Annotated in this window: 21 protein-coding genes and 3 pseudogenes; 13 read left to right on the top strand and 11 right to left on the bottom strand. The window is 62.1% G+C overall.

Features of this window, described 5'->3' with window-relative positions; translation table 11 throughout:
* Positions 1 to 858 precede the first annotated feature (858 nt).
* The 4 genes from J5T34_RS07870 to J5T34_RS07855 are packed head-to-tail and all read left to right on the top strand — an operon-like array spanning position 859 to position 5195.
* Entirely contained in the window at positions 859 to 1332 is a 474-nt protein-coding gene (locus J5T34_RS07870) for a MerR family transcriptional regulator (protein WP_116359804.1), read from the top strand.
* On the top strand, positions 1329 to 4292 hold the full coding sequence (locus tag J5T34_RS07865; RefSeq protein ID WP_116359805.1) for an HsdM family class I SAM-dependent methyltransferase: 2964 nt from the start codon (positions 1329 to 1331) through the stop codon (positions 4290 to 4292). Before J5T34_RS07870 ends, J5T34_RS07865 begins: the two co-directional genes overlap by 4 nt.
* A complete protein-coding gene (locus J5T34_RS07860; protein WP_244258755.1) occupies positions 4289 to 4942 on the top strand; it encodes a hypothetical protein in 654 nt (217 codons plus the stop codon). Before J5T34_RS07865 ends, J5T34_RS07860 begins: the two co-directional genes overlap by 4 nt.
* Positions 4943 to 4979: 37 nt before the next feature.
* The gene (locus J5T34_RS07855) at positions 4980 to 5195 is read left to right on the top strand and encodes an AbrB/MazE/SpoVT family DNA-binding domain-containing protein (protein WP_116359806.1); all 216 of its coding nucleotides are present in this window, start codon (positions 4980 to 4982) and stop codon (positions 5193 to 5195) included.
* 20 nt (positions 5196 to 5215) lie between these two features.
* Here J5T34_RS07855 and J5T34_RS07850 read toward each other — a convergent pair whose 3' ends face one another.
* Entirely contained in the window at positions 5216 to 6769 is a 1554-nt protein-coding gene (locus J5T34_RS07850) for a sensor domain-containing diguanylate cyclase (RefSeq protein WP_223819832.1), read from the bottom strand.
* A gap of 370 nt (positions 6770 to 7139) precedes the next feature.
* Between J5T34_RS07850 and J5T34_RS07845 the strand changes: the two genes are divergently transcribed.
* The 3 genes from J5T34_RS07845 (at position 7140) to J5T34_RS07835 (ending at position 8376) form a co-directional block, all read left to right on the top strand.
* Complete coding sequence (locus J5T34_RS07845; protein WP_147310448.1) at positions 7140 to 7397, top strand: hypothetical protein; 258 nt, start codon at positions 7140 to 7142, stop codon at positions 7395 to 7397.
* Positions 7398 to 7691: 294 nt separating this feature from the next.
* On the top strand, positions 7692 to 7976 hold the full coding sequence (locus tag J5T34_RS07840; protein WP_116359808.1) for a hypothetical protein: 285 nt from the start codon (positions 7692 to 7694) through the stop codon (positions 7974 to 7976).
* A gap of 160 nt (positions 7977 to 8136) precedes the next feature.
* A complete protein-coding gene (locus J5T34_RS07835; protein ID WP_116359809.1) occupies positions 8137 to 8376 on the top strand; it encodes an AbrB family transcriptional regulator in 240 nt (79 codons plus the stop codon).
* A 708-nt stretch (positions 8377 to 9084) separates the two neighbouring features.
* On the opposite strand, the gene J5T34_RS07830 is transcribed toward J5T34_RS07835, so the two are convergent.
* Positions 9085 to 9462 carry a DUF305 domain-containing protein gene (locus J5T34_RS07830; RefSeq protein WP_149319992.1) on the bottom strand — a complete coding sequence of 126 codons (378 nt, stop codon included), beginning with the start codon at positions 9460 to 9462 and terminating at the stop codon, positions 9085 to 9087.
* Positions 9463 to 10097: 635 nt separating this feature from the next.
* Here J5T34_RS07830 and J5T34_RS07825 point away from each other — a divergent pair.
* From J5T34_RS07825 to J5T34_RS07810, 4 genes are all read left to right on the top strand, one after another.
* Positions 10098 to 10424, top strand: coding sequence for a four-helix bundle copper-binding protein (locus J5T34_RS07825; RefSeq protein WP_149319993.1), 327 nt, complete (start codon positions 10098 to 10100; stop codon positions 10422 to 10424).
* A 179-nt stretch (positions 10425 to 10603) separates the two neighbouring features.
* A complete protein-coding gene (locus J5T34_RS07820) occupies positions 10604 to 12256 on the top strand; it encodes a copper-translocating P-type ATPase (RefSeq protein WP_432207637.1) in 1653 nt (550 codons plus the stop codon).
* Positions 12257 to 12311: 55 nt separating this feature from the next.
* A complete protein-coding gene (locus J5T34_RS07815) occupies positions 12312 to 12728 on the top strand; it encodes a DUF411 domain-containing protein (protein ID WP_149320001.1) in 417 nt (138 codons plus the stop codon).
* 42 nt (positions 12729 to 12770) lie between these two features.
* Positions 12771 to 13298 carry a c-type cytochrome gene (locus J5T34_RS07810; protein ID WP_149320002.1) on the top strand — a complete coding sequence of 176 codons (528 nt, stop codon included), beginning with the start codon at positions 12771 to 12773 and terminating at the stop codon, positions 13296 to 13298.
* 65 nt (positions 13299 to 13363) lie between these two features.
* Here the strand turns inward: J5T34_RS07810 and J5T34_RS07805 are convergent, their stop codons facing one another.
* The 8 genes and pseudogenes from J5T34_RS07805 to J5T34_RS07770 all read right to left on the bottom strand — a co-directional run bounded on the left by J5T34_RS07805 (position 13364) and on the right by J5T34_RS07770 (position 20495).
* Positions 13364 to 13840, bottom strand: coding sequence for a cupredoxin domain-containing protein (locus J5T34_RS07805; protein WP_149320003.1), 477 nt, complete (start codon positions 13838 to 13840; stop codon positions 13364 to 13366).
* Positions 13841 to 13897: 57 nt separating this feature from the next.
* Positions 13898 to 14815, bottom strand: coding sequence for a copper homeostasis membrane protein CopD (copD, locus tag J5T34_RS07800; protein WP_149320004.1), 918 nt, complete (start codon positions 14813 to 14815; stop codon positions 13898 to 13900).
* 7 nt (positions 14816 to 14822) lie between these two features.
* Positions 14823 to 15209: a copper homeostasis periplasmic binding protein CopC gene (gene copC / locus J5T34_RS07795; RefSeq protein WP_208579258.1), complete on the bottom strand. Its 387-nt coding sequence runs from the start codon at positions 15207 to 15209 to the stop codon at positions 14823 to 14825.
* Positions 15210 to 15247: 38 nt separating this feature from the next.
* Entirely contained in the window at positions 15248 to 16354 is a 1107-nt protein-coding gene (locus tag J5T34_RS07790) for a copper resistance protein B (protein ID WP_420869359.1), read from the bottom strand.
* A 70-nt stretch (positions 16355 to 16424) separates the two neighbouring features.
* Positions 16425 to 16967: pseudogene (locus J5T34_RS07785) on the bottom strand (multicopper oxidase domain-containing protein); the annotation flags it as partial.
* A gap of 91 nt (positions 16968 to 17058) precedes the next feature.
* Positions 17059 to 18294, bottom strand: coding sequence for an MFS transporter (locus J5T34_RS07780; protein ID WP_170265907.1), 1236 nt, complete (start codon positions 18292 to 18294; stop codon positions 17059 to 17061).
* Positions 18291 to 19934, bottom strand: a complete 1644-nt coding sequence (locus tag J5T34_RS07775; protein WP_053821788.1) for a phosphoethanolamine--lipid A transferase MCR-5.1 — start codon at positions 19932 to 19934, stop codon at positions 18291 to 18293. Before J5T34_RS07775 ends, J5T34_RS07780 begins: the two co-directional genes overlap by 4 nt.
* An 18-nt stretch (positions 19935 to 19952) precedes the next feature.
* Positions 19953 to 20495: a Chromate resistance protein ChrB gene (locus tag J5T34_RS07770; RefSeq protein ID WP_053821787.1), complete on the bottom strand. Its 543-nt coding sequence runs from the start codon at positions 20493 to 20495 to the stop codon at positions 19953 to 19955.
* A gap of 42 nt (positions 20496 to 20537) precedes the next feature.
* On the opposite strand from J5T34_RS07770, the pseudogene J5T34_RS07765 reads away from it, so the two are divergent.
* Together J5T34_RS07765 and J5T34_RS23915 are read left to right on the top strand one after the other, a co-directional pair.
* Positions 20538 to 20687, top strand: a pseudogene (locus J5T34_RS07765) (winged helix-turn-helix domain-containing protein); the annotation flags it as partial.
* A pseudogene (locus J5T34_RS23915) lies at positions 20684 to 20872 on the top strand (heavy metal sensor histidine kinase); the annotation flags it as partial. The pseudogenes J5T34_RS07765 and J5T34_RS23915, both read left to right, overlap by 4 nt.
* A 28-nt stretch (positions 20873 to 20900) precedes the next feature.
* On the opposite strand, the gene J5T34_RS07760 reads toward J5T34_RS23915, so the two are convergent.
* Positions 20901 to 22048, bottom strand: a protein-coding gene (locus J5T34_RS07760) for an IS3 family transposase (RefSeq protein WP_372585118.1) whose coding sequence is annotated in 2 segments (ribosomal slippage) — positions 20901 to 21805 and positions 21805 to 22048 — 1149 coding nt in all. Because the reading frame shifts where the segments join, the coding sequence is not laid out codon by codon here.
* Positions 22049 to 22105: the final 57 nt, after the last annotated feature.

Raw genomic sequence — 22105 nt, 5'->3', positions numbered from 1 at the left:
TTTCAGGTGTGATGCCGGTGATCAGAGCCTCTACGTCATACTCATCCCTGGCCGCTTCCACGATCTCGGCCGGGAGCCGGAGCGAGGCGCCCTTGCCCGACTTCCGTATTCTTGTTCGCATCCGATGCTCCCGACGTTGCCACCCCGTCGATACTATACCGTGCCCCCGTTGCCAAGCGGGGCAAGCGCGCTCATGCCGTCAGCGGCAATCCCGGCCTCCGGTGGGCTTAGCAAGGGGTTACGCCACTGTACCCAGCGCCGGGCTGCCGTCAGGCGAAATCAGGCGCCGGCTCAGCTCCAGGAATTTATCGCTCGGCTGCAGGCGCCCTTGAAACGGCCGGCTGATATACAGCCCGGCGTAATCCCAGTGGCGCGCCTGAAAAGTAATCGCGATGTGCGACGTAGAGCGACTTGACGGCCACTGCTGCGAGTCAAAGCGCAAGTTTGCCTTGCGCATCGCTGACGAACAATGATCCCGTGTCCTGGGCATTGATGGCGAAGTCGAAGAGGGCGCGCTCCCGCAGGAGGCGGGCAGCGACACGACAGCGGGTTCCTGCAACGAAGTTGCGACGCCGGCGATCGCAAGTCATGCACCTGCAGGGTGCGGGAGATGCTGCGCTCGAGCGTCAGCGCAAGATTGCCCCCGGTCTCCAAGGAAACCAGCAGAGCGAGGGTGACCGCGCCGTCGAAGACCAAGCCGGCCGTGTCAAGCGCCGGCTGTGGCCTAGTAGATGTCTTGTCATTCCAGCGTCGCCCGCATGGAACTCCGTCGTGCCGCGATTGTTATCGCAGTATGCCGTTGCCTCAAACGGAAGTACATGGGAGAATCAACGCATATTTATGTTGTTAGCAACGCGAATGCCGACTGTTACCGCTATTCAGTTCACGCAGGATCAAATGCGTACCCTCACCGGGGTGTCGACGGAAACCGTCAGGCATTGGCGCAAGGCCATCCCCTACCTCGCTTCGAAGACGGGGAAAGCGGCCCGCTTTAGCTTCGCCGACTTGCTCGGTTTGTCCGTCACCCAGGCGTTGGTTAGTTCATTGGGCGTTCACATCGGTTCGGTCAGTGTCGGTGTGGATGCGTTGTTCCGGGTGCTCGCCGCAAGCGCGCCACTGATGGAAGGCGCCATCGTGCTGGTCACACCGACCACGGCCAGCCTGCATGGGGCCGATTCGTGGAGCGGCAAAGACGTACTGACGGAACCGACACTGGTGGTTGCGCTCGATCCGTTGATTGCCCGCTTGCAACAACAGGTGTTGCCCGCGATGAGCGCGCCGGCGCAAGCTGCGCTTCCCTTTCCACCCGAAGCCGTACGGAGCCGGGCGTGATATCGGCAACGCTAGAGCACGTTCTTGCGGCAACGGGTTTTCTTCCCGACGGACAACCCGCAGCCGGCCTGCGACTGGGCCGCGATGCCCAGGCTTCCCGGCGCGGCCGCGCCTTCGTGCCGGATGCATCATGGCGTAGCGCCTCGGCGCTGACGGTCTACTTCAAGTTCGAGGCGACTCCCCCGACCGATGACGTTGTCAGCCAATGGCGGCGTGAAGTATGGAACGAAGGATTTTCGCCACTGCTGTGGGTCGTTTCCCCCCAGCGCATCGACTTGTACAACGGCTTTGGTACCCCGCTGCAGGAGGGCGACGCGCAAAAGCACTTGATCGGGCGCTTCGAAACGATCGAAGACTCCCTGCATCGACTGGACGAACTGGCCGGGCGACTGGCGATTGAAACCGGTCAGTTCTGGGCGCAAGTACCGGCGGTGGATCGCAAGACCGGTGTCGACCAGAAGCTGCTTTCGGACCTGGCCTTTCTCGAACGGGATTTGGTCGCCGGCAATCTGGTACGCAGCGCGGCGCAAGCGCTGATCGGACGGGTGATCTTTACCCAATACCTGATTGACCGCGGCATCGTCAGTGCCGCGCGCCTGCGGCGCGTGTGCGGCTACACGGCGCTGCCGGCGATTCTGCGCGACCGCAGTGCTACAACCAAGCTGTTTCAGTGGTTGGCGCAAACCTTTAACGGGGACATGTTCCCGCCGTCGTCGGTGAGAACGACGCCGGCCGCTCAGCATTTGCAGCGCGTCGCCGAGTTCCTCGAAGCGGTCGATCCGCAAACTGGCCAGCTTACATTCTTCCCGTATCAGTTCGACGTCATCCCGGTCGAACTGATCAGTTCGATTTATGAACAGTTCGCGCATGCCGATCCGGACGCGAACGGGCAGAAATCGGAGGCATTGCGCAACGGCGTGCACTACACGCGCCTGTCAGTCGTGTCGCTGATTCTCGACGAGGTCATGGATGGCCTGACGGGACGGGAATCGGTGCTCGATCTGACCTGCGGGTCAGGGGTCTTCCTAGTCGAAGCACTGCGGCGCCTAGTGTATCTGCGCGCCGGTGGCAAACCGCCCACGCGGGAGTTGATTCGCTCCACCCTCTATGGACAAGTGCATGGTGTGGACATCAGCGAAGCCGCGATCCGGGTGGCCGCCTTCAGCCTGTACCTGGCCGCGCTCGAACTCGATCCGGATCCGCAGCCATCACAGTCGCTCAAATTCGAGCCGTTGATTGGCAGAACGTTGCTCGTGGGCGATGCCAGGACCATCGAACGGCAAGGCGACGGCAAGGCGGTGCTAACCACGTCGACGGGGCTCAGGCAGTTCGACCTGATTGTTGGCAATCCCCCCTGGAGCTTCAAGGGACAATCCGGTACGCAGGCACGGCGCCAAGCGATGACCACCGGGGTACCCACGCAGCCGCGGGGAGAGGGCCTGGACTTTGTACTGCGGGCGGCCGAGTTTTCGCATGCGCAGACTCGCTTTGGCGTGATTCTGAGCGCCACGCCGTTCTTCAGCCGCAGTGGCACGGGAATGAAGGCGGCCCACCATGTCATGCGCATGCTGGCGCCGGTGACGCTGGTCAATTTATCGAACTTGTGCAGCTGGCTGTTCGCCACCGCCACGATGCCGGCAGTGGTGCTTTTCGCCCGTCATCGGTCCGAGCAGCGGGCCGATCAGATCACCGTCGTGCAGATTCCATGGACACCCAGCGGCGCGAAAACTCATTCGTTCGAAGTCGCTCCAAGTGACATCCTCAAGCTCACCCTAGGTGAAATCGAAAAGCAGCCCCTGAAGCTCAAAGCGGCCGCGGTGGGGCGTCGCCGGGATCTGATGTTGCTCGATGAGCTGACGATGACGCATGGCAGTCTGGGGGAGCGGCTTGCCGTCCTGAATGCCAAATTCCGAGATGGGCTGACCCAAGGCAAACGGGAAAACTGGACGCTCGATGCCAGCGAGCTCAACGGATTGGGGCTGCTGCAGACCCGTGATATGCGGCACTTCCAGATTGCCGACGGTCTTGCGAGATACCACCATGCCAAGGCGCAACGACCGCGCGCACGCCAAATCTATCGGGCGCCCCTGCTGATCGTCAAGGAGATGCTGCTCGCTCAGCCAAGGGCGATCGTGGCGGTGGCTGAACAGGATCTGATCTTCACCGACGCATTTTTCGCAGCGTCATTGCCTGCGCGCCAGAAGCCGGTGGCCGATCTACTCGCCATGATTCTGAGTTCCGCATTGGCTTCGTGGTTCTTCGGCCTGACTGCTTCCGAGTTCGGCGTCTACAAGCGAAAGCTGCTGATTCGAGACGTTGAGATGCTGCCGGTGCCGGAGCTCTCGTCCGCCGTCAGTTCGGCCGCAGGCCAGCGGCTTCTGGTGCTCGCACGGGCATTGCGCGAACGCGAAGTCCAGGCCGAAGACTGGAAGGCCTTGGATGATGCCGTGTTCGATTTGTATGAGCTAGGGCAGGCCGACCGCGTAGTGATCCAAGACGGACTATTGCGTGCGGGCTGGCAATGGGAGCAGGGGCGTGAAGCCGCCATGGCGCCATCGGACAGTAACGTGGAAGTGACCTCGTATGCAGGGACCTTCCTGTCCGTCATGGACGCGTGGCTTTCTGTGCGCAAGAAGCGGCATATGCGCGCAGAGATTATCGATCTGCCGAAGGAGGCCGCGCTTCGCGTCGTGCGCTTCATTTTGGAGGAGGGGCCGGGAAAGAGCAGCGTGTCCATGATCCGTCCGGGCGGGAAGTTGCGCGACGTGCTGGCGGGAATCGGCAATCGTCTGCAAGTGAAAATTGCCACGGCAGTCAGTGCCGAGCGAGAACTGCGCGTGCACGGGCGCAACGAGGTGGTCATCATCAAGCCGGCAGCGCGCCGTCACTGGATGGACATTGCCGCATTGGAGGATGCCGATGCCGTTGTGGCGGAGAGTTTTGTAGGGGGGCGCGCTTGAGGATTCCTTATGAGACGTCATCGGCCCTTGGCAGGCAGTTCATCGAACTGGCTCCCGAGGTGGTGGCTGCTATCTTGGTGACGGTGGCAGCAGGTTGGCAGCACGCGTGTGCGGCCGCAGACGTGAACACCGACGCAGGTGAGGTACTGATGACCGAGCGCTTGCGCGATGGCATGCGCCATGCACTGAAGAACTCGCCCTTGCAGTTGGTCGTGCTGCCGGGCACCGAGTCGCGCTCGACGCCCAGCGTGGTGCTGCCGGATGGGCGCACCGACATTCCGCTGGTTTTAATCGAAGTGTTCTTGCGCACGCAGGAGCACGATCCCCATGCCATCATCGAATGCAAGCGGATCGCCGGATCGGATACGCATTTGTGTCGCGAGTACGTGATCGAAGGCGTCGATCGATTCGCTGCCGGCAAGTATGGTGGGAACCACGCGGTCGGTTTCATGGTTGGCTATGTGCTCTCGGGCACCTGTGCAGCGGCGGTGCGCGGCGTCAACGCCTACTTGTCCCGTGTCTCGCGCCACGCGGACCGCCTAGCGCCAGCCATGATCATTGAGGGGCAAACGTGGCAAAGTCGGCATGCGCGAACCCCGCCATCCGAGGCCATCGCCCTACACCACGCGTTTTTGCCCCTGGACCATTGAAGTAAAACGCGGCGAGAGCCTGTGAGGGGGGAAAGAAGTGGGGAATAGCGCATCAGTGCGCATCCCGGCCGCGATCATGGAAGCGGCTAACTTGCGCGTGAATGCGGCCGTTGACGTACGCGGAGAGCACATTGTCATCGAGCCGCTGCGCGAGGCGCAGTACGACCTCGATGGGCTGCAAGCTGGCATCACGCCTGAGAATTTCCATGGGGAGGTGGATTTCGGCCCGCCCATCGGCAAGGAGCCTCCCTGATGGGTGCGGCCACTAGCCGATCATGCTGGTGAATCGGCAGCGCGCAAGCTCAACACGCGGTTGCGGCCGGCGCGCTTGGCCCGGTACAACGCCTCGTCGGCTGCACGAAAGAACGCCCGCAGGTCCGGATAGACGGGCGATGCGCTACCATTGCCTTCAGTCACCACGCCAACGCTGACGCTGATTCGGCCAAAGGGGCTTCCCGCGTTCTCTATGCCGAGCGCAAGCACCGACGCCCGTACGGCTTCTGCGATGGCCGCTGCGCGCGCCGCGTCAGTGCCGGGCAGCAACACGGCAAATTCCTCCCCGCCATAGCGGCCCGCGTAGTCGCCCGCACGGCGCAACTGCTGGCGAACGCATTTGCCCACGGCGGCGAGCGCATCATCGCCAGCCACATGGCCGTAGCGGTCGTTGAACTGCTTGAAATAGTCCACGTCGATCATCAACAGCGACAGCGGCCGCACCTCGCGCCGGCTGCGGCGCCATTCGCGGTCGGCGATTTCATCCAGGGCGCGGCGGCTGCCCAGGCCGGTCAAGCCGTCAGTGTCCGCCAGCCAGCGCAGGTGCGCTTCGACCGCGAGGCGTCGCCGCCATTGCCGTGCCAGCGAGATGGCCAGTGTCACGATGGCCAGGTTCATCGCCATCACCAGTCCGGCAAACCACCACGCTCGCGTGCGCCAGACGGCCAGCACGTCGTCCATCGCACGCCCCACCACAATCGTCAGCGGAAAACCATCGACCCGGCGGAAGCTGTACAGGCGCCGTATGCCGTCGACTGTGCCTGCCGCAATCAGTTCGCCATGCGGTTCACGAAGCATGGGGGCAAACGCGGGCGTGGTCGGCACCGTGCGGCCGATCAGGCTGGCATCCAGGGGCCGGCGCATGAGGATGGTGCCGTCATGGCGCATCAACGCCAGCGCGCCGCCTTCGCCCAGGGCCACGCCAGCGAACAGCTTGCGGAAATACTCCAGCCGCAGCGTGCTGGCCACGATGCCCGCGAATTGGCCGTCGGGGCCCGGCACGCGCAGACTCAGTGCGATCGATGTCGGGTTGTCGGGGACTAAGCGAGGCTGGAACGGCCGGCTCAAGTAGACCGCGGACTGCCCCAGGTCTCGTTGCGCGATGAAGTAGTCGCGATCGGCCAGGTTCACCGCGCGCGGCGGCCAGTGCCGGGAATCGAGGATCAGGCGCCCTTGTGCGTCGGCCACCAGCAGTGCGCCGATGTCTTCGCCTTCGTTGAACGCACCGAACAGCACGCGCTGGCGCAGCGACGGGGCCAACGCCATGACGGCCGGATTGCGCATGGCATCGAGCGCATGGCGCATCGAGGCCTCGTGCAACTGGAGGTTGCGCGCGATGCTGCGCTCCAGAGTCAAAGCAAGATTGGCTGACGCCTCCCGGGCGCTGGCGAGCGCGTCCCGGCGCATCTGCAGGAGTGCGGTGGCTGTCAGCGCCGTGATCGCGGCCACCAGCATCAAGGCAAGCGGGACCATCAACGCGGCCGGCGAAAAGCGGGCAGCCGTCATCGGCTGCGGCGGCAAGGGGGCAATGGCGGTGTCTGGAGCTGAGGTCATCGTTGTCGTCCGCGGGTTGCCCATTCGCTACACCGTAGCCATGGGCGGCAAATCCACGCTCGCTCGTCGGATTGGCGTTGTGCCTTCGCGCTCGCCAGGTAGCGCTCGAGCAGGGCGATACGGGCATGCAAGCGCCACAGCACGCTGTTCGCATGCGCCACACAAATGCGGCCAGGGCGCCAGCGTTGCCTGAATAGGCGACGGCGTTGTGCGGCCGCCTGCGTGTGCAGCAGGAGCAGAGTTGCCTCAAGTCGGGCCAGATTCATTGCGCGGGACAGTGTGGTTTTCCCGACGCCGATTATGTACCGTCTCTGGCACTTTATGGCGACTGGACTCTACAATCGCTGCCGTGCCCACTTTCATGTGTGCGATGACCGACCGAGCCGACGACCCGTTGATTGCCGCCCTCTACCATGTACCAGAAGGCTGGATGGTGGCGGAAGTACAAGGCAGCCGGGTCTTGCAACTGGGCCCGTTGCCCACCGAACCGATGCCGACCGATCTGATCGCGGCGATATTTCCCGACGCCCCGGTGTTGCACCTGGAGCCAGCGCCGGCGCCGTTGGAGGACGCCGTGCTGCTGCAGCGCCTGACAGCACACTCAGGCCCCTTTTCGGACCGTCGCTAGCGCGCCGTGTTCACCGGACGATCGATTTCGCCGGATTCCCGACCCGGCGTAGCGCCCGCTGCGGCGGGCGTCTTTTTCAGCGGTGGTGTTCGGTCAAGGCCGAGGACTGCCATGACTAGATACAAATAAGACATGTCCCAGCGCCCTCACGGCTCGCCCACAGGATGCCTCCATCGTCAACGTTTCGGCGGGGCATAATGGCGCGCAACGCCGGATTCTTCCCGTTATGCGCGGTGCCGGACCAGGGCGTGGCGTGGCGTTACGGCATTTCCCTATAATCAACCAGGACATCAAGTGGCCGAAGACAACAATGACGCGAGCGCACAGCAGCGGGCCGAAGACGCCGCGGCGCAAAACCGCTCGTTGACCATTCCTGTTGATGGGCCGTTGAGCGTGACGCTGAAAGGTGACCGCGTCGACATCAATATCGTCATGGGCGTCTCTGGCCAGGTGGAGGGGCTGCCCACCGTGTTGAGCTTGACGCCGCAGGCCTCAGGCCAATTGATTGGCTGCATCAAAAAGGCGCTCGATGAGGGGCTGATGACGTTCACCTTAGGCGGAGCTACCCCACTGCAGTGAACCGGGCGCGGCCGTGCACGGCTTGGCTGGATCGCTGAGACTCTGTTACCTTCTTCGCCTTAGGTGCGTCGCGGGCTGCCGTCACCGGCGAAGCAGCTGCCGGTTATTGTGCGCAGCGCTAAGCCCGGTCGCTTGCAACGTGACGACCGTCGGAGGAAAAATGGCCATCACGAGAGCCTTCAAGTATGGCGACGCGTTCGCGGTTTGTATTCCGGCCGCGCTTGCATACGAGGATACGGATATCGAACTGGAGATCGAGCGCATCGGCGACGAATTGCGGATCCGACCTGCACGGCGCTCGCTTGCCGGTGTCGTGCAGAAGTTCGCCAGTTTTTCCCCTGACGGATTGCCATACGAACGCGACGACCAGGAGCAGGCCGATCGCCAAGCCCCGTCATGACGGCCTTGAGCTGGCGCAAAAAAAAGCGCGAGCTTTCTGGGAGCGTCGCGCCAATGTCCGCATTGGGGTGCGGGCGGGGGAATTCTGCCATCGAATGGAGCCGTCAGCAATCCTAGTGGGCGCTGCAGTCCGTGAGCCCACGGGCTTGGCCAAAGACCCAGTCGACAAGTGCGCCAAAGGGCCAGTCGGCATTCTTATTTTGCCTTCGGTCGAGCCGCACGCGGGACACGCAATGCGATCACCGGCTCGAGCGGCAAGATTTGCTCGCACGCTCCTCAGTCGAACACAAAATCGGTCATCTGCATTCTCCCCGATGTGCCACTGCTTGAATCGGGCCGCATTGCGTCGCTAACCCAGTTCCACGCGCGGTCCTACAGCAATGCCCGCCGGGTTGCACCTACATCGAGCTTGGCCATCCGTCTGGCGACCTTGCCTACCGACACGCCGTTGCACCGAGCGGTTTCGATGAGCCGCTGGTGGCGCGCGCATGACACCGTGGCTTGGCCAGACAACAATGGGCGTGGGCGCACACTCGATGCGCGGCGTTCGTCAAGTATAGCGGTGATTGGCTGTCCCGGAGGGACTCGTTAGCGTTTTGCGTCGACATTTCCATTCTCCGGGTACAGGGTTCACTTCACTGAGGATTGGCCGGGGCGCAAGCAACCGCGCATTCCGGAACCGGATGCCAATAGCCGGTTCGTTTTACCGCTATTTCCTCTGCTCCAGCCATTGGTCGATCTTTCTGATATCGCGTTGAGACTCCTTGATGATATCGTCGGCCATCCTTTTCATCTCAGGCGATTTACCCTTTTCCGCTTCCGTTCTCGCCATATCGATCGCCATCTGATGGTGCATCTTCATCATGTTTGCGAAGTCGCGATCAATGTCACCGGTCGACTGCATCGACATCATGTTGTTCATGCCAGGCGCCATCGAACGGTGCATGTCCTGATCGCCTCCTCCACCACCCATGGTGTGACCATGATGGCCGTCAGCGTGTTGGGCGGACACAGACGGTAGACCGACGACGAGGGTAGCGCTGGCGGCCGCGATGGTGGCAAGCACTTTGCCTGCGAGAGTACGCATGCTCGAACTCCTCTTGAAGGATATGGCGCTCCAAAGTCGGCTCGTGGTGCCGCGAGAAGCCGCAAGCGCGGGCCAATGCCATCAGTAGAAAATTGAGTCTGGTGTACAGCGGCAACGCATTCCGCGGCCGTGGTCGCATGCGAGCGCCGGGCTGCGACTGTTCGTGATAGTGGCGGCCAGGTAGGCGGACTCACAGCAAGGCCCGTGCCGCCACCAGTGGAGTTGACTCGCGTAGCCTCCTTGCAGCCTCATTCGGCCAACGGCAGCGTGCCGATCGATGGCACAAATCCGGTCGACACCGCCATTGCGGCCGCGGGGAGAGGAAGGGGACGGAAGCGCGGGCTCGGAAGCGCTGTGTTCCCACCCGGGCGTCGCGGCGTTGGCGTTGCCGTCAAGCGCAAGATTACTGCGCTGTAATCGTCGTGCAAGGCAACTTCTGCAGGATGTGCCAGCGCTTGCAATTTTCACCGACAAGGTGCGGGCCGAGGGAACACGTGTTAGGTGGCTTGTCGCCGTCAGCCACGACGGAGTCAACGCACTGTGCTGGGACCGTGCTTGTGAAGACATGCCGGTCCATATTTTGCTGCGGCGGGTAGCGGCGCCGACGGCGGCGCCATCACTTCAAGGAGTCCATCATGCCGCATCAGAACTATCAGGACTGTATCGACCAGTGCAACGCCTGTGCAGTTGCATGCGATCATTGCGCAGCCTCATGCCTGAGTGAGGCCAATGTGCAAGAGATGGCCGAGTGCATTCGCCTGGATCGCGATTGCGCTGCGATTTGCCAGCTGGCCAGTGCTTATATGGCGCGCGGAAGCCGCTTCGCCAAGGATATCTGTGCACTGTGCGCGAGCATCTGCGAAGCGTGCGGTGCCGAGTGCGAGCGACATGCGGCCCAGCACTGCAAGGACTGCGCGCAGGCGTGCCGGCGTTGCGCCCAAGCATGCCGCGCGATGGTGTAGCGCGAGCCGCAGCAGGACAAGCTCCTGGCGGCCTAGGGTGGCGCGCTGCTCTCTACCATGATGGTCAGTCGAGTGGATTATCGAATGGCAATGTCGTTGTCATCCAAGCCGGATCGCCCGTGGTGGGGAAAAAATCCGAAGCCGCTTCTCAATCCTGCGGCAGTCGAGATGACAACGCCATTGCGTCTAGCCTGGCGAGCCAACTCACCGGACGGACAAGTTCCCATCAGTTGGCGCAGGCGCGCTCGCAAACATCGGCGGCGATCAAGTCGCTGCTCGGCCTGGCACCCAAGACGGCGCGCCGCATTCAGGCCGACGGCAGCGAGGAAGATGTCCCGCTGACCCATGTGCACGTCGGTGATCTGCTGCGCGTGCGACCCGGCGAGAAGGTACCGGTCGACGGGGTGGTCACCGAAGGAGCGAGTTCGGTGGACGAATCGATGATCACGGGCGAGCCGATGCCGGTGACCAAGCGCGTGGGCGACCGCGTGATTGGCGCGACGATGAATGCGTCCGGCAGCCTAGTGATCCGATCGGAAAAGGTTGGTTCGCAAACGGTGCTGTCACAGATCGTACAGATGGTGGCGCAAGCGCAACGGTCGAAGGCGCCGATGCAACGCATGGCGGATCGGGTAGCCGGCGTATTCGTGCTGGCAGTGATCGGCGTCGCCCTCCTTACCTTCTTCGCCTGGGGCCTGCTGGGGCCGCAGCCGAGCTGGGTATTCGGCTTGATCAATGCCGTGGCCGTGCTGATCATTGCCTGCCCATGCGCACTAGGTCTGGCCACTCCCATGTCAATCATGGTCGCGAGCGGCAAGGGGGCGACCAACGGCGTGTTGTTCCGTGATGCGGCGGCGATCGAGAATCTGCGCAAGGTCACTACGCTGATCGTCGACAAGACCGGCACGCTGACCGAGGGACGGCCCGCATTCGAGCGTGCCATCGGCGCGAACGGCCACGCCGATGACGAGGTTCTGCTCCTGGCGGCGAGCCTGGATCAAGGCAGTGAGCATCCCCTGGCTGCGGCTTTGGTGGAGGCTGCCCGCGCGCGCGGTCTGCCGCTGGAGAAGGCCGAAGATTTCGAGTCGAGCACCGGCATCGGTGTGCGCGGCAGGGTCGCAGGCAAAAATGTCGCCGTCGGCAATACCGCGCTGATGCAAGCCGATGGCATTGCAGTCGATGCGCTGCAGGAACAAGCTGACGCCCTGCGCGCTCAAGGCGCCAGCGTCATGTATCTGGCGGTCGATGGGCGGCTTGCCGGCCTGATGGCGGTATCCGATCCGGTCAAGGGATCGACAGCCGAAGCGCTGGTGAGCCTCAAGACCGAGGGCATCCAGGTAATCATGGCGACCGGTGACGGCGTCGCTACTGCAAAGGCGGTGGCAGCAAAGCTCGACATTGCGGAGGTGTACGGCGAAGTCAAGCCGGCAGATAAACTCGATCTGGTGACTCGACTGCAGCAGAGCGGCGCTGTCGTGGCGATGGCTGGCGACGGCATCAACGATGCCCCCGCGCTGGCCAAAGCCGATGTCGGCATCGCCATGGGGACGGGTACCGATGTCGCCATGCACAGCGCGCAAGTGACCTTGGTCAAGGGCGACCTGCGGGGCATTGCAAGGGCAAGGGCGCTGTCCGAAGCGACCATCCGCAATATGAAGCAAAACCTGGGCTTCGCGTTCATCTACAACGCGCTCGGCGTACCGTTGGCGGCTGGAGTCCTGTATCCGCTTACCGGGTGGCTGCTCTCGCCTATGATTGCCGCGCTGGCGATGAGTCTGAGCTCAGCGTCCGTGATTTCAAACGCATTGCGGCTACGCCAGACCGATATCTGAGCGGCGTCTACACGTCGCCCTGGCTAGCTGTTGCACTGTTTTCTTGGGAGTATCGATGAAACGTATTTTGACGATCGCCGCATTGCTGGCCGTGTCTGCCAGCACTTACGCTGCATCGCCAGCGCTGACGGTCTACAAGGACCCCAACTGCGGATGCTGCGAAGCGTGGGTCAAGCATGTCAACCAGGCGGGATTCCGCATCAAGGTGATCGACTCCTCCGACGTTGCGACGCTGAAGGCCAAGCTCGGTGTCCCGGCACACTTGGCCTCTTGTCATACCGCCGTCATCGATGGCGGCGGGCAGGTGGTCGAGGGACATGTCCCTGCAGCGGCGGTCCGGAAATTGGCGGCCACGCCCGCGTTGAAAGGCGTGGCGGTCCCCGGCATGCCGGCCAACTCGCCCGGCATGGGCAAGATGGACGGCAACCTCGTGACCGTCGATTTTTCGGGCAGACCGTTTTCGAAGGACTAGTGCCCGCATAGGCGGTGCCTGAGGTGCTGTTCGCCGCCCGACATGGAACAGTCAGAACGATCGCGCTGGCGCATCGCCGCGTGGCTGGCGTTGGGTGCGGCCGCCGCCGTCGCGGTCGCCCTGCAGACCAAGCGGTACCTCGAAACACCTGTCCCTGATACAGGACCATCCGCAGGACCGCAGCTGCGCATCGACGCGTCCGACGCGGTACAGGTGGCGCGCGGCAGGCAGCTCTATGCACAGGCCTGCGCCTCGTGCCACGGCGCCCAGCTCGAAGGCCAGCCAAATTGGCGCCAGCGGCTTCCCGATGGCCGCATGCCTGCGCCACCGCACGATGCTTCCGGCCATACTTGGCACCATGCAGACGCCGTACTGTTCGCGATCACCAAGCATGGGCTGGTACCCGGTGTCACTGCGCCCCCAGGCTATCAAAGCGATATGCCGGCGTTCGGCACCTCGATGACCGATGATGACATCGTGGCCGTGCTGGCCTACATCAAGAGCACATGGCCGGACAACAAGGCTGCGGCGCAGCGCGAGGTCACTGACCAGCATGCCAAGCCACGGTAGCGGCGCCCCACGCGGCTTGGCCTGCGGGCAGTTGCCGCGCTCAGTGTCGAGGCGCGTTGCGCCATTTATCTGACGGCGATCTTTCCGGTCATGCCGGCCTCAAAATGACCGGGTACCAGGCAAGCGAAGTCGACCATCCCGGCTCGATCAAAGTGCCAGATCAGGATGCCTTGCTGGCCGGGTGCGAGCGTGATCTGATTCCGGCCGGCATGCTTGTCCGCAGGCCTGATGCGCATCAGTTCCGCGTGTGCCTGCAAGTCGTTAGCCGTGCCGATGACCATTTCATGTTCGAGCTTGCCGTCATTGCGCACGACGAAACGCACCGTTTCGCCCGCCTTGACGGTAATCGTCTCGGGCGTAAAGCGCATCGTGTCGTGCATCGCTACCTTCACAGTGCGCGATACCTTGCCGGGGTCGCCCGGACGTCCTGCCTGGGCTGCGTCGACGCCGCCATGAGGAGCGTGGCTGTCTTCCGCGCCGGCCGCAGCGGCCAGCATGGGCCACAAGCTCAGCGCCAACAATAGTGGTTTTACTGTCTTCATGACGGTTCCTTTGCGGTGAACAGAGGCAGGAGGCCCTTGCCTGATCGACTGGCGGTGCTATGCGCCAACAGGCGACAGAATCCCCAGCGAAGCCACCAAGGCGAGAATCAGGGCGGCGGCACTGGTTTCCATCATCAGACTGCGTCGCAGAGACCGCACTGCTCCAGCGTGGTCGCCGCTTCGCATGGCGCGCTCGAGCCGCGGGCTCAAATGAAAGCGATTGGCCGCGGCGAGCACCAGCATCGCACCGAACAGCGCCAGCTTTATCGCGAGCAGCCCGCCGTAGGACGCCAGTGACAGCACTGGCCACTCTGGGCCGACGATCAATCCATAGTTCACGGCGCCGGTGATTGTCAGCGTAACGACGACGAGCGTGCCGATTTGTGCAAATCCGTTAGAAGTGCGGCTCAGCACAGCCACGTTGCCAGGGGCGCCCCACATGCGCGACAACAAGACGAAGGCGATGAGCGCGCCGACCCACGCCCCGGCGGCGATCAAATGGGCGATATCGGAGGCGAGATGGACGTAGCGGCGAACGCCATCGTCCATGGCGCCGTGACCGCCCCAGGCCAAGGTCGACAACGCTACGCCCCCCGCCGCAGAGAGGATCGCAAACTGCAGTTTCGGCCACCGGCGGCCAAACAACGCGATCGCCACGCAGAGGAACAGGGCAACGAGCCGCACTGCCCAAGCTGCGCCGAAGTCGGTGCCCGTCACGATCATCTCGAAGACATGGCTTTGCAGCTCGGTGTATGCCGAGGCGCCGGTCATGGCTTTGGCCATGACGGCGATATTGGCCAATGAAATCAAGACACCGATCGCTCCGAGCGCAGCACAGATCGCGACAAAGCTGGTAGCAATTCGTGACGACACCTCGTCACGACGCAAAGCGTACAGCCCAAACAGCGGCAGGCCGAACAGCGTCGCCAAATCGACATAGAGTGCGAAGCGCACCGCAACCGTTGCCAAGTCCATCTGCGGATTATTTGACCGTGAAAGCGATATTGCCGTTGATCGGGTGCGTGTCGGACGACACGGCACGCCACTCCACGCGGTAGTTGCCCGGCGCCAGCGTCTGGGTCGGCGTAATCACCATTGTCTTCGGATCGTCGCTGCCCGATACCTTGGCGGCGACCTTCATCGGCGCATGGTTGGCCATCCCGGGCATTCCGGTCATGACGAGATTGGCGCCGGAGAACTGTGCGACCAGGTTCTCGGAGAATTTGAGCTCGATCTTCTGCGGAGCCGAGACTTCGGCCTTGTCAGCCGGCGTCGACGAGACGAGCTTGGGATGGGCGAGGGCGGCAGAACTGGCTACCACGGCAACGATCACGAGCGCTGCACGGATCGGGAAGCGGGGGGCTTGCATAGTGAACTCCAAGGAAGAGCGTGAGTTGAAAGACTGGGCTAGAACCACATCCGAACACCGGCGACAAAGCGCGTCTCGCCACTACGGCCGCCGGAGGCACGCACCATATCCGCGGTGTCGCCAAAGGTCTGATACCGTTCCACGCCGATGTACGGGGCAAACTGGCGGTTGAACTCGTAACGCAGACGCACGCCTACTGCGCCGCTGGAAAGCCCGCTGCCAATACCGATTTCTCGGTCGCTCTTGCCGTACAGGTTGGTCTCGATTCGGGGTTGCAGGATCAGACGCTGCGTAATCAGCAGCTCGTACTCGGCCGACAGGCGCAGTGCGGTGCGTCCCTCCGTGCCGAGATAGCCGGTGGCATCGATCTCGAACCAGTACGGTGCTAAGCCTTGCACGCCGAATGCCAGCCAATTGCGCGTCGGTCGTCCGTATCCGGCATCGTTGCGGATACCGAGCTGGGTGTCCCAGTAGGTCGAGATGGCATGACCCCAGAGCAGCTCCGTGCGAGCCTCGTGGATCTTGCGCTTTTCTGCCTCGCCCTCTGCCTTGATGACGAACCGATTGTATGTGCCGCCGATCCACGCCTGTGCCTCGTAGGCAGCGGCATTGCTCTCGCTGCCTTTGGCCCATTCGAGCCGGTCCACCAGCACCGAGGCAAACACATGCTCGTCTGCCATGTGGAGCGACCGAGTTGGCCCCAACGCGTATTTGCCGACCCCCAATCGGTACCCGCCGGAATACGCATGCGGGTCACGCGCGTCAGGCGGGGCGCTGCCCCCCTGCATCTGCATGTCTCCATGGTCCATGTCGGCTTGACCATGATCCATGCCCCCCATCTGGCTGGCGTCCATAGGCTGCATCGTGCCGTGGTTCATGCCCTGCATCTGGCCGTGGTCCATGCCTTGCATCTGGCCGTGGTCCATGCCTTGCATCTGGCCGTGGTCCATGCCTTGCATCTGGCCGTGGTCCATGCCCTGCATTTGGTTATGGTCCATGCCCTGCATCTGGCTATGGTCCATGCCGCCCGGTTTGGCAGGCGATGCCGACGCTCCAACCGACTTCGCTTCCTTGGAGAGGCTGGTCGAAGTCGAGTCCGCCTGGGGATCCGCCGTGTGGGCGTGCTGGCCCCACGCGGCGCTCATGCCTGCGGTCGCGAATAGGGTGACCAGTATGGTGCTTGTTCTTTTGTACATGCTCGTACTCTGTTAAGGGTCAGGCGACCACCACTTCGCGGAACATTCCGGCGTCCATGTGCAACATCAGGTGGCAGTGCCATGCCCATCGACCCAACGCATCAGCGGTGACTAGGAAGCTGATGCGCTGCGCAGGCTGCACGGCAATCGTGTGCCGCCGCGCCTGGAACGCGCCATCGGGTGCCTCCAGTTCGCTCCACATGCCATGCAGATGCATCGGGTGCGTCATCATCGTGTCGTTGTGCAAAATGACCCGCAGCCGCTCGCCATACTTGAAATAGACGGGCGTGGATTTGCCGAACTCCACACCGTCAAAGGACCACGTATAGCGCTCCATGTTGCCGGTCAAGTGCAATTCGACTTCGCGACCCGGACCGCGCTGGTCCAGCGGGCCGCCGATGGTGTGCTGGTCGGCCAGCGTCAGTACCCGACGGCCATTGTTGCGCAGGCCGATGCCAGGGTCATCAAGGTTAGTGCGCGCCATGTCCACCCGCATATCGGTGCTCGCGCCGTACTCGGTCTTGGCGTGGCGCGCTTTGGTACTTGGGACCTTGGGGTCGTCTCAGAAAACGGAAAAAATCGTACGCTAAGCACCGCAAAGAAACTCGTGATGGACAGGCACGCTACGGTCGCGGGTCGTGCCTGCCCATTGCTCAGTTGCCCTTGACGCGCAACAGTGTCAGCGTACCGGCAGCCATCAACACGGCCGCCAGCCCGAAACCGACCACAGGCGAGACCGCCGTCCACACCACGCCGACCGAGGCGCTGGAAATGAACTTGGCAGCGCCATTGACGGTGCCCAGCGCGCCATAGCTCATCGCCAGCGTGTCCGGCTGCACCATCTCGGCCGTCACGGTGGACTCCAGCGCTTCCTGGACCGCCACGTACAGACCGGCAATGAAGAACACCCCGGCCAGCAGCGGCACGCTGGCTATGCCCAGCCAGAATGCGAGCGCCGTCAGCACCGCCGTCAGTGTGCCCAGCACATAACCGGCAATCAGCACCGGCAAGTGGCCGACACGATCCGCCAGCACGCCCACTGGGTAGGAAACAGCGACCTGCACGAGGTTGCGCCACACATAGAGAAGGCCAGCCACCTGTGCCGCCTGGATAACGCCCAGCGAGGGGGTCAGCAAGGTCGTGGCCGCCAGGATCAACAGGCTGTGCGAGAAATCACCGATGCCAAAGATGCCGACCGCGCCGAGATAGCGTTTGAACCGGGCGGGCAGGCCACGCAGCGAGCTGAAGAACTTCAGGGCCGGGTTGGGCGAATGCTCCGGGTCTTTGACCAGCGTGAGAAACGCCAGCACGGCTAAGACACCCGGAATCACCGACAGCCATAATACGAGCCGGAAGGGTCCAGCCGCGTCGCTCCAATGAATGCCTTGCGCCCAACCCAGCAGCGCGACGCCCAGCAAGGGGCCGATCACCGCACCCACGGTGTCGGCAGCCCGGTGAAAGCCGAAGGCGCGGCCACGCGTTTCCGGCGACACGGCCTGGATAACGATGGCATCACGCAGCGGGCCGCGCAGCCCTTTGCCGAACCAGGACACGATGCGCCCCAGCAGCAGGAGGGGCCAGCCAGCCGCCAGCGCGATCAGCACCTGCCCCAACGGGGTCAGTCCGTAGCCGACCATCACAAAGAGCTTGCGGTGTCCCAGCTTGTCGGCGATGTAGCCAGACACCATCTTGGTGAATGCGGCGATGGCGTCGGCAATGCCTTCGATGAGGCCAAGCACGGCGGCGGGAATGCCGAGTACGGCCAGAAAGCCAGGCAGGATGACCGTGGTGGTTTCGTAGCAGAAATCCCCCAATGAGCTCGTGATCCCCGCACCTGCGACGGTGCGGTTGAGCCAGCGTTTCGGCGGATCATCCGTTGACGTCGTCATTGTGGTTGTCCTTTTCTGCATGTTGCCAGAAGGTCCAACTCTGGCGTGTAGGCAGCGGTTTTCACGTCGAACATCCCGAGCAAGGTGTGAAACAGGTGATCGTGACTTACCGGTGCCCGAGAGGCATGAGTTTGCATACAGGCTTGGTCGGCATAAACCTGACTCGACTGCCACCAGATCATCGGCACCTTGATCTGCTCATCCGGCGCGATGACGTAAGGTATGCCATGGAGATACAGGCCTTTCTCGCCGAGCGATTCCCCATGATCGGAAACGTACAGCAGCGCCGTGTCGTGTGAGCGGATGCCGGACAGCAGGTCAATGGTACGGGCAAGCACATGATCGGTGTAAAGCACGGCGTTGTCGTAGGTGTTCACCAAGGCTTCATGCGAACAGCTGGCCAGATCGGTGGTGTCGCAGGTTGGCGACCAGCGTCGGTAGCTTGCGGGATAGCGCTGGAAATACGCTGGGCCGTGATTGCCCAGCATATGCAGGACGATCAGCATATCGCTGCGGCTTGTTGTTATCTTCTCGGCCAACCCTTCGAGCAGAATTTCATCCAGGCAGCGCTCGCCATGGCACAGTGTGGGATGGCCTGCCGAAGACAGGTTTTCAAAGGGCAGTCCATCACAGACGCCTTTACAGCCCGACTGGTTATCGCGCCAGAGAATGTTGACGTCACTACGGTTTAAAACGTGCAGCACGGACTCGCGCCGACGAATCTGGCGTTCGTCGTAGTCGCGCCGACCATTGAGGGAAAACATGCAGGGAAGGGATGTAGCCGTATCCGTCCCGCAACTGGTGACATCGGAAAAATTGATCACGTCGCGTGCGGCCAACTCAGGGGTGGTTTGTCGTTCATAGCCGCTCAACCCCCAATTAGCCGCCCTGACGGTTTCCCCGACAACCAGTACGAGAGCACGAGGACGGCGGCCTTGTTCTTGAGGCCCTCGATGCGCATCGGCTGCAACGACTTCCCTTGCTTCGTCTGCTGACGATGACGCCTGTTCAGTCAAAACCCGAATGCCCGAGATGACGTAGTTTGCAGGAGTGATCAAATAGCGAAGCGGCTTGTTTTCACGAAGCGTGGGTATCAGCACATCCATGACTGGCCACAGACCCATGGAAATCATGGCGAGAGCGCCAGCCAGACAAGCGCTGCGCATCATTACCGCTTGTTTCCAGCCCGTTCGTAAAACCCTGACTCTCGCAATCCACCACACGGATACGGCTGCAACCAACAAGTAGGGCAGCATTCTCCATTGCAACAGCTCACTGGCTTCCCTGACGTCCGTCTCCATCAGATTCCGCAGCATGGCCTTGTCGAGATAAACCCCGTAGTTGCGCATGAAATAAACGGCGGCGGGCGTCATGACAGCAAGCAGAATCAGTAGTGGCTTGACACTCCAGCGCGTGGCCACCAGAAGGAGCAACAACCATTGCAGCCCGGTGATCAGCAACCCAGTGCAAAGGAGCATTAGCCATGTTCCAGAAGTTAGGGAGTCGCGTCCAGCAAGAAGGGCATTCCAAAACACGCCATTGCACAGCAGGGTGAACACAAGGCTGATGAACAGAGTCAAAAATTCAGTGCGCACTTGCGGGCGCATTTTCAAGAAAGTGATAAATGCAGACAACCGCATGAAATATGTCCTCTTCTTTCAACGGTTTTCATCGTGAGCGTCGAACACCCGTTGCGCGTAGGCGTCCAGCAAGGCTTCGCAGCCTTTGAGCCGTTCGGCTGCCTCTGCGGCCAGCGTGGCACCGTAGAAGTCGAGCTTGGCGATTTTTTCCAGCCAGGACTGGAGCTTCTTCAGATCGACATCGTTTTCTTCCAACTCGGCGTAGGTGAAGTGCTGAACTTCGGTTTCGTGGGCGATCTCGGCCTCGAAGTCGGCGCACTTGCCAAGGAGTTCTTTGTATTCCTCGTCGCGGTCTGCCTTGAAGCGGGCAATGACTTTGTCTTCCTGAGCACGATCAAGCGCAACCGTTTCCAGCAGGACGGAATCGCCCGCCATTTCGTTGATCTCGTTCTCGATGATCTTGAGTCGCCGGGTGTGATCGTCGGTCTTGGGCAGCAAGCAGACGCCGTTTTGTAGATAGACAGCGCCCATGCCTTTGAGCTTGCGCCACAGCGCGATGCGCTTCTTGGCCGGTTCGGGTGGCACCTTGTAGGTGAGCAATAACCAGTTTTGTGCGTTCATTCAAACATCTTCATGCATTAGATGTGAACAACTATAACGTAATGGGATATGAATTTTGACAGCGACAGCAACGTGATCGACGTTGCCATTCGCCGCTTGCGGGCCAAGATTGACGACGGCTTTGAGGCCAAGTTGATCCAGACTGTGCGGGGTATGGGGTACGTCCTCGAAGCGCCAGAGGGTCAAGAATGAAGCGCCGCATGTCGTTGACGTTGCGGCTTACCTTGCTGTTTTCCCTGACTTCGGCTGTCGTCCTCTTGGGTCTAGGGTTCCTGATCTGGCTGTCCATGGACCGGCATTTTGCCGACGAAGACTATGTGGTGCTTGGGGATAACGTTCGTCTAATTCAGAAGATCGCTCAGGAGCAACCCCGCGCGCATGGTACGTCCCCGGTTCTGTAGACAGTTACAGCGATCGAGTTGGGTGAGCTTCCTCGAAAGCCATGGGAGACAGGCCGCCATTGTGCCCGTGGCGGCGCTGTCGGTTGTAGAACACCTCGATGTAGTCGAACACGTCTGACCTGGCATCGTTCCGTGACGGATAGACCTTGCCCCGGATTCGTTCCTTCTTCAAGCTGCTGAAGAACGACTCGGCCACCGAGTTGTCCCAGCAGTTGCCACGCCGGCTCATGCTCACCTCCAACCCGTGTTCGCGGCAGAACCGCTGCCAGTCGTCGCTTCCGTACTGCACGCCCTGATCGGAGTGGATCGTGACCGTTCGCGTCGGCCTGCGGCGCCAGATCGCCATCAGCAGTGCATCCAGCGCCAACTCCCGCGCCAACGTCGGTTTCATCGACCAGCCGATGACCGCACGGGAGTACAGATCCAGCACCACCGCCAGGTACAGCCAGCCTTCGGCCGTGCGCAGGTAAGTGATGTCCGTGACCCAGGCGTGATCCGGCTCGGGCACGGTGAACTGCCGCTGCAGCCGGTTGGGCGCTACCACTGACGGTTTACCCGTCTTGTAGCGGCGGCGTTGCGGCGACCGCACCGAGCGTAAGCCGTTCTCGCGCATTAGGCGTGCAACCCGGTGCTTGCCGACACGTTCGCCGGCTTCGATGAGATCACGATGAATGTTGCGGCTGCCGTACACGCCGCCGCTGGCCAGATAGGCTTCTTCGATCAGCTTGAGCAAGCGTGCATCCTCAATCGACCTGGCCGAGCGGGGCTTGGCCAGCCAGGCGTAGTAGCCGCTGCGTTCGACCTTCAGGACCCGGCACATCGTCGTGATCCGGAACTCGTGCTGGTGCGCATGCATGAACCCGTACCTTGCCCTTACCCCCTGGCAAAGTACGCGGCGGCCTTTTTTAGGATGTCGCGCTCCTCCTCGACACGGCGAAGTTCGGCGCGCAGTTGTTGGTTCTCGCGCTGCAGATCGGCATCCTGCTGCGTCTTGCGTGCCTGCCGGCTGACCCCGCTGCGGCGAAGCCACTCGTACAGGCTGTGGCTCGACACCCCCAGCCGCTGCGCCACTTCCGCCACCGGGTAACCGCGTTCGGTCACCTGCTTGATCGCCTCGGCCCGGAACTCATCCGTATATCGCTTGCTTTTCATGCTTCCTCCAGTCTCAAAAACACCCTATCAGGTGTCTACAAGACCGGGGACGTACCA

It is taken from the genome of Cupriavidus gilardii, from assembly GCF_017598945.1.
Taxonomy (GTDB): domain Bacteria; phylum Pseudomonadota; class Gammaproteobacteria; order Burkholderiales; family Burkholderiaceae; genus Cupriavidus; species Cupriavidus gilardii_E.
Note: the sequence above shows the minus strand (reverse complement) of the source record. Positions and strands in the feature narration are given on the sequence as shown.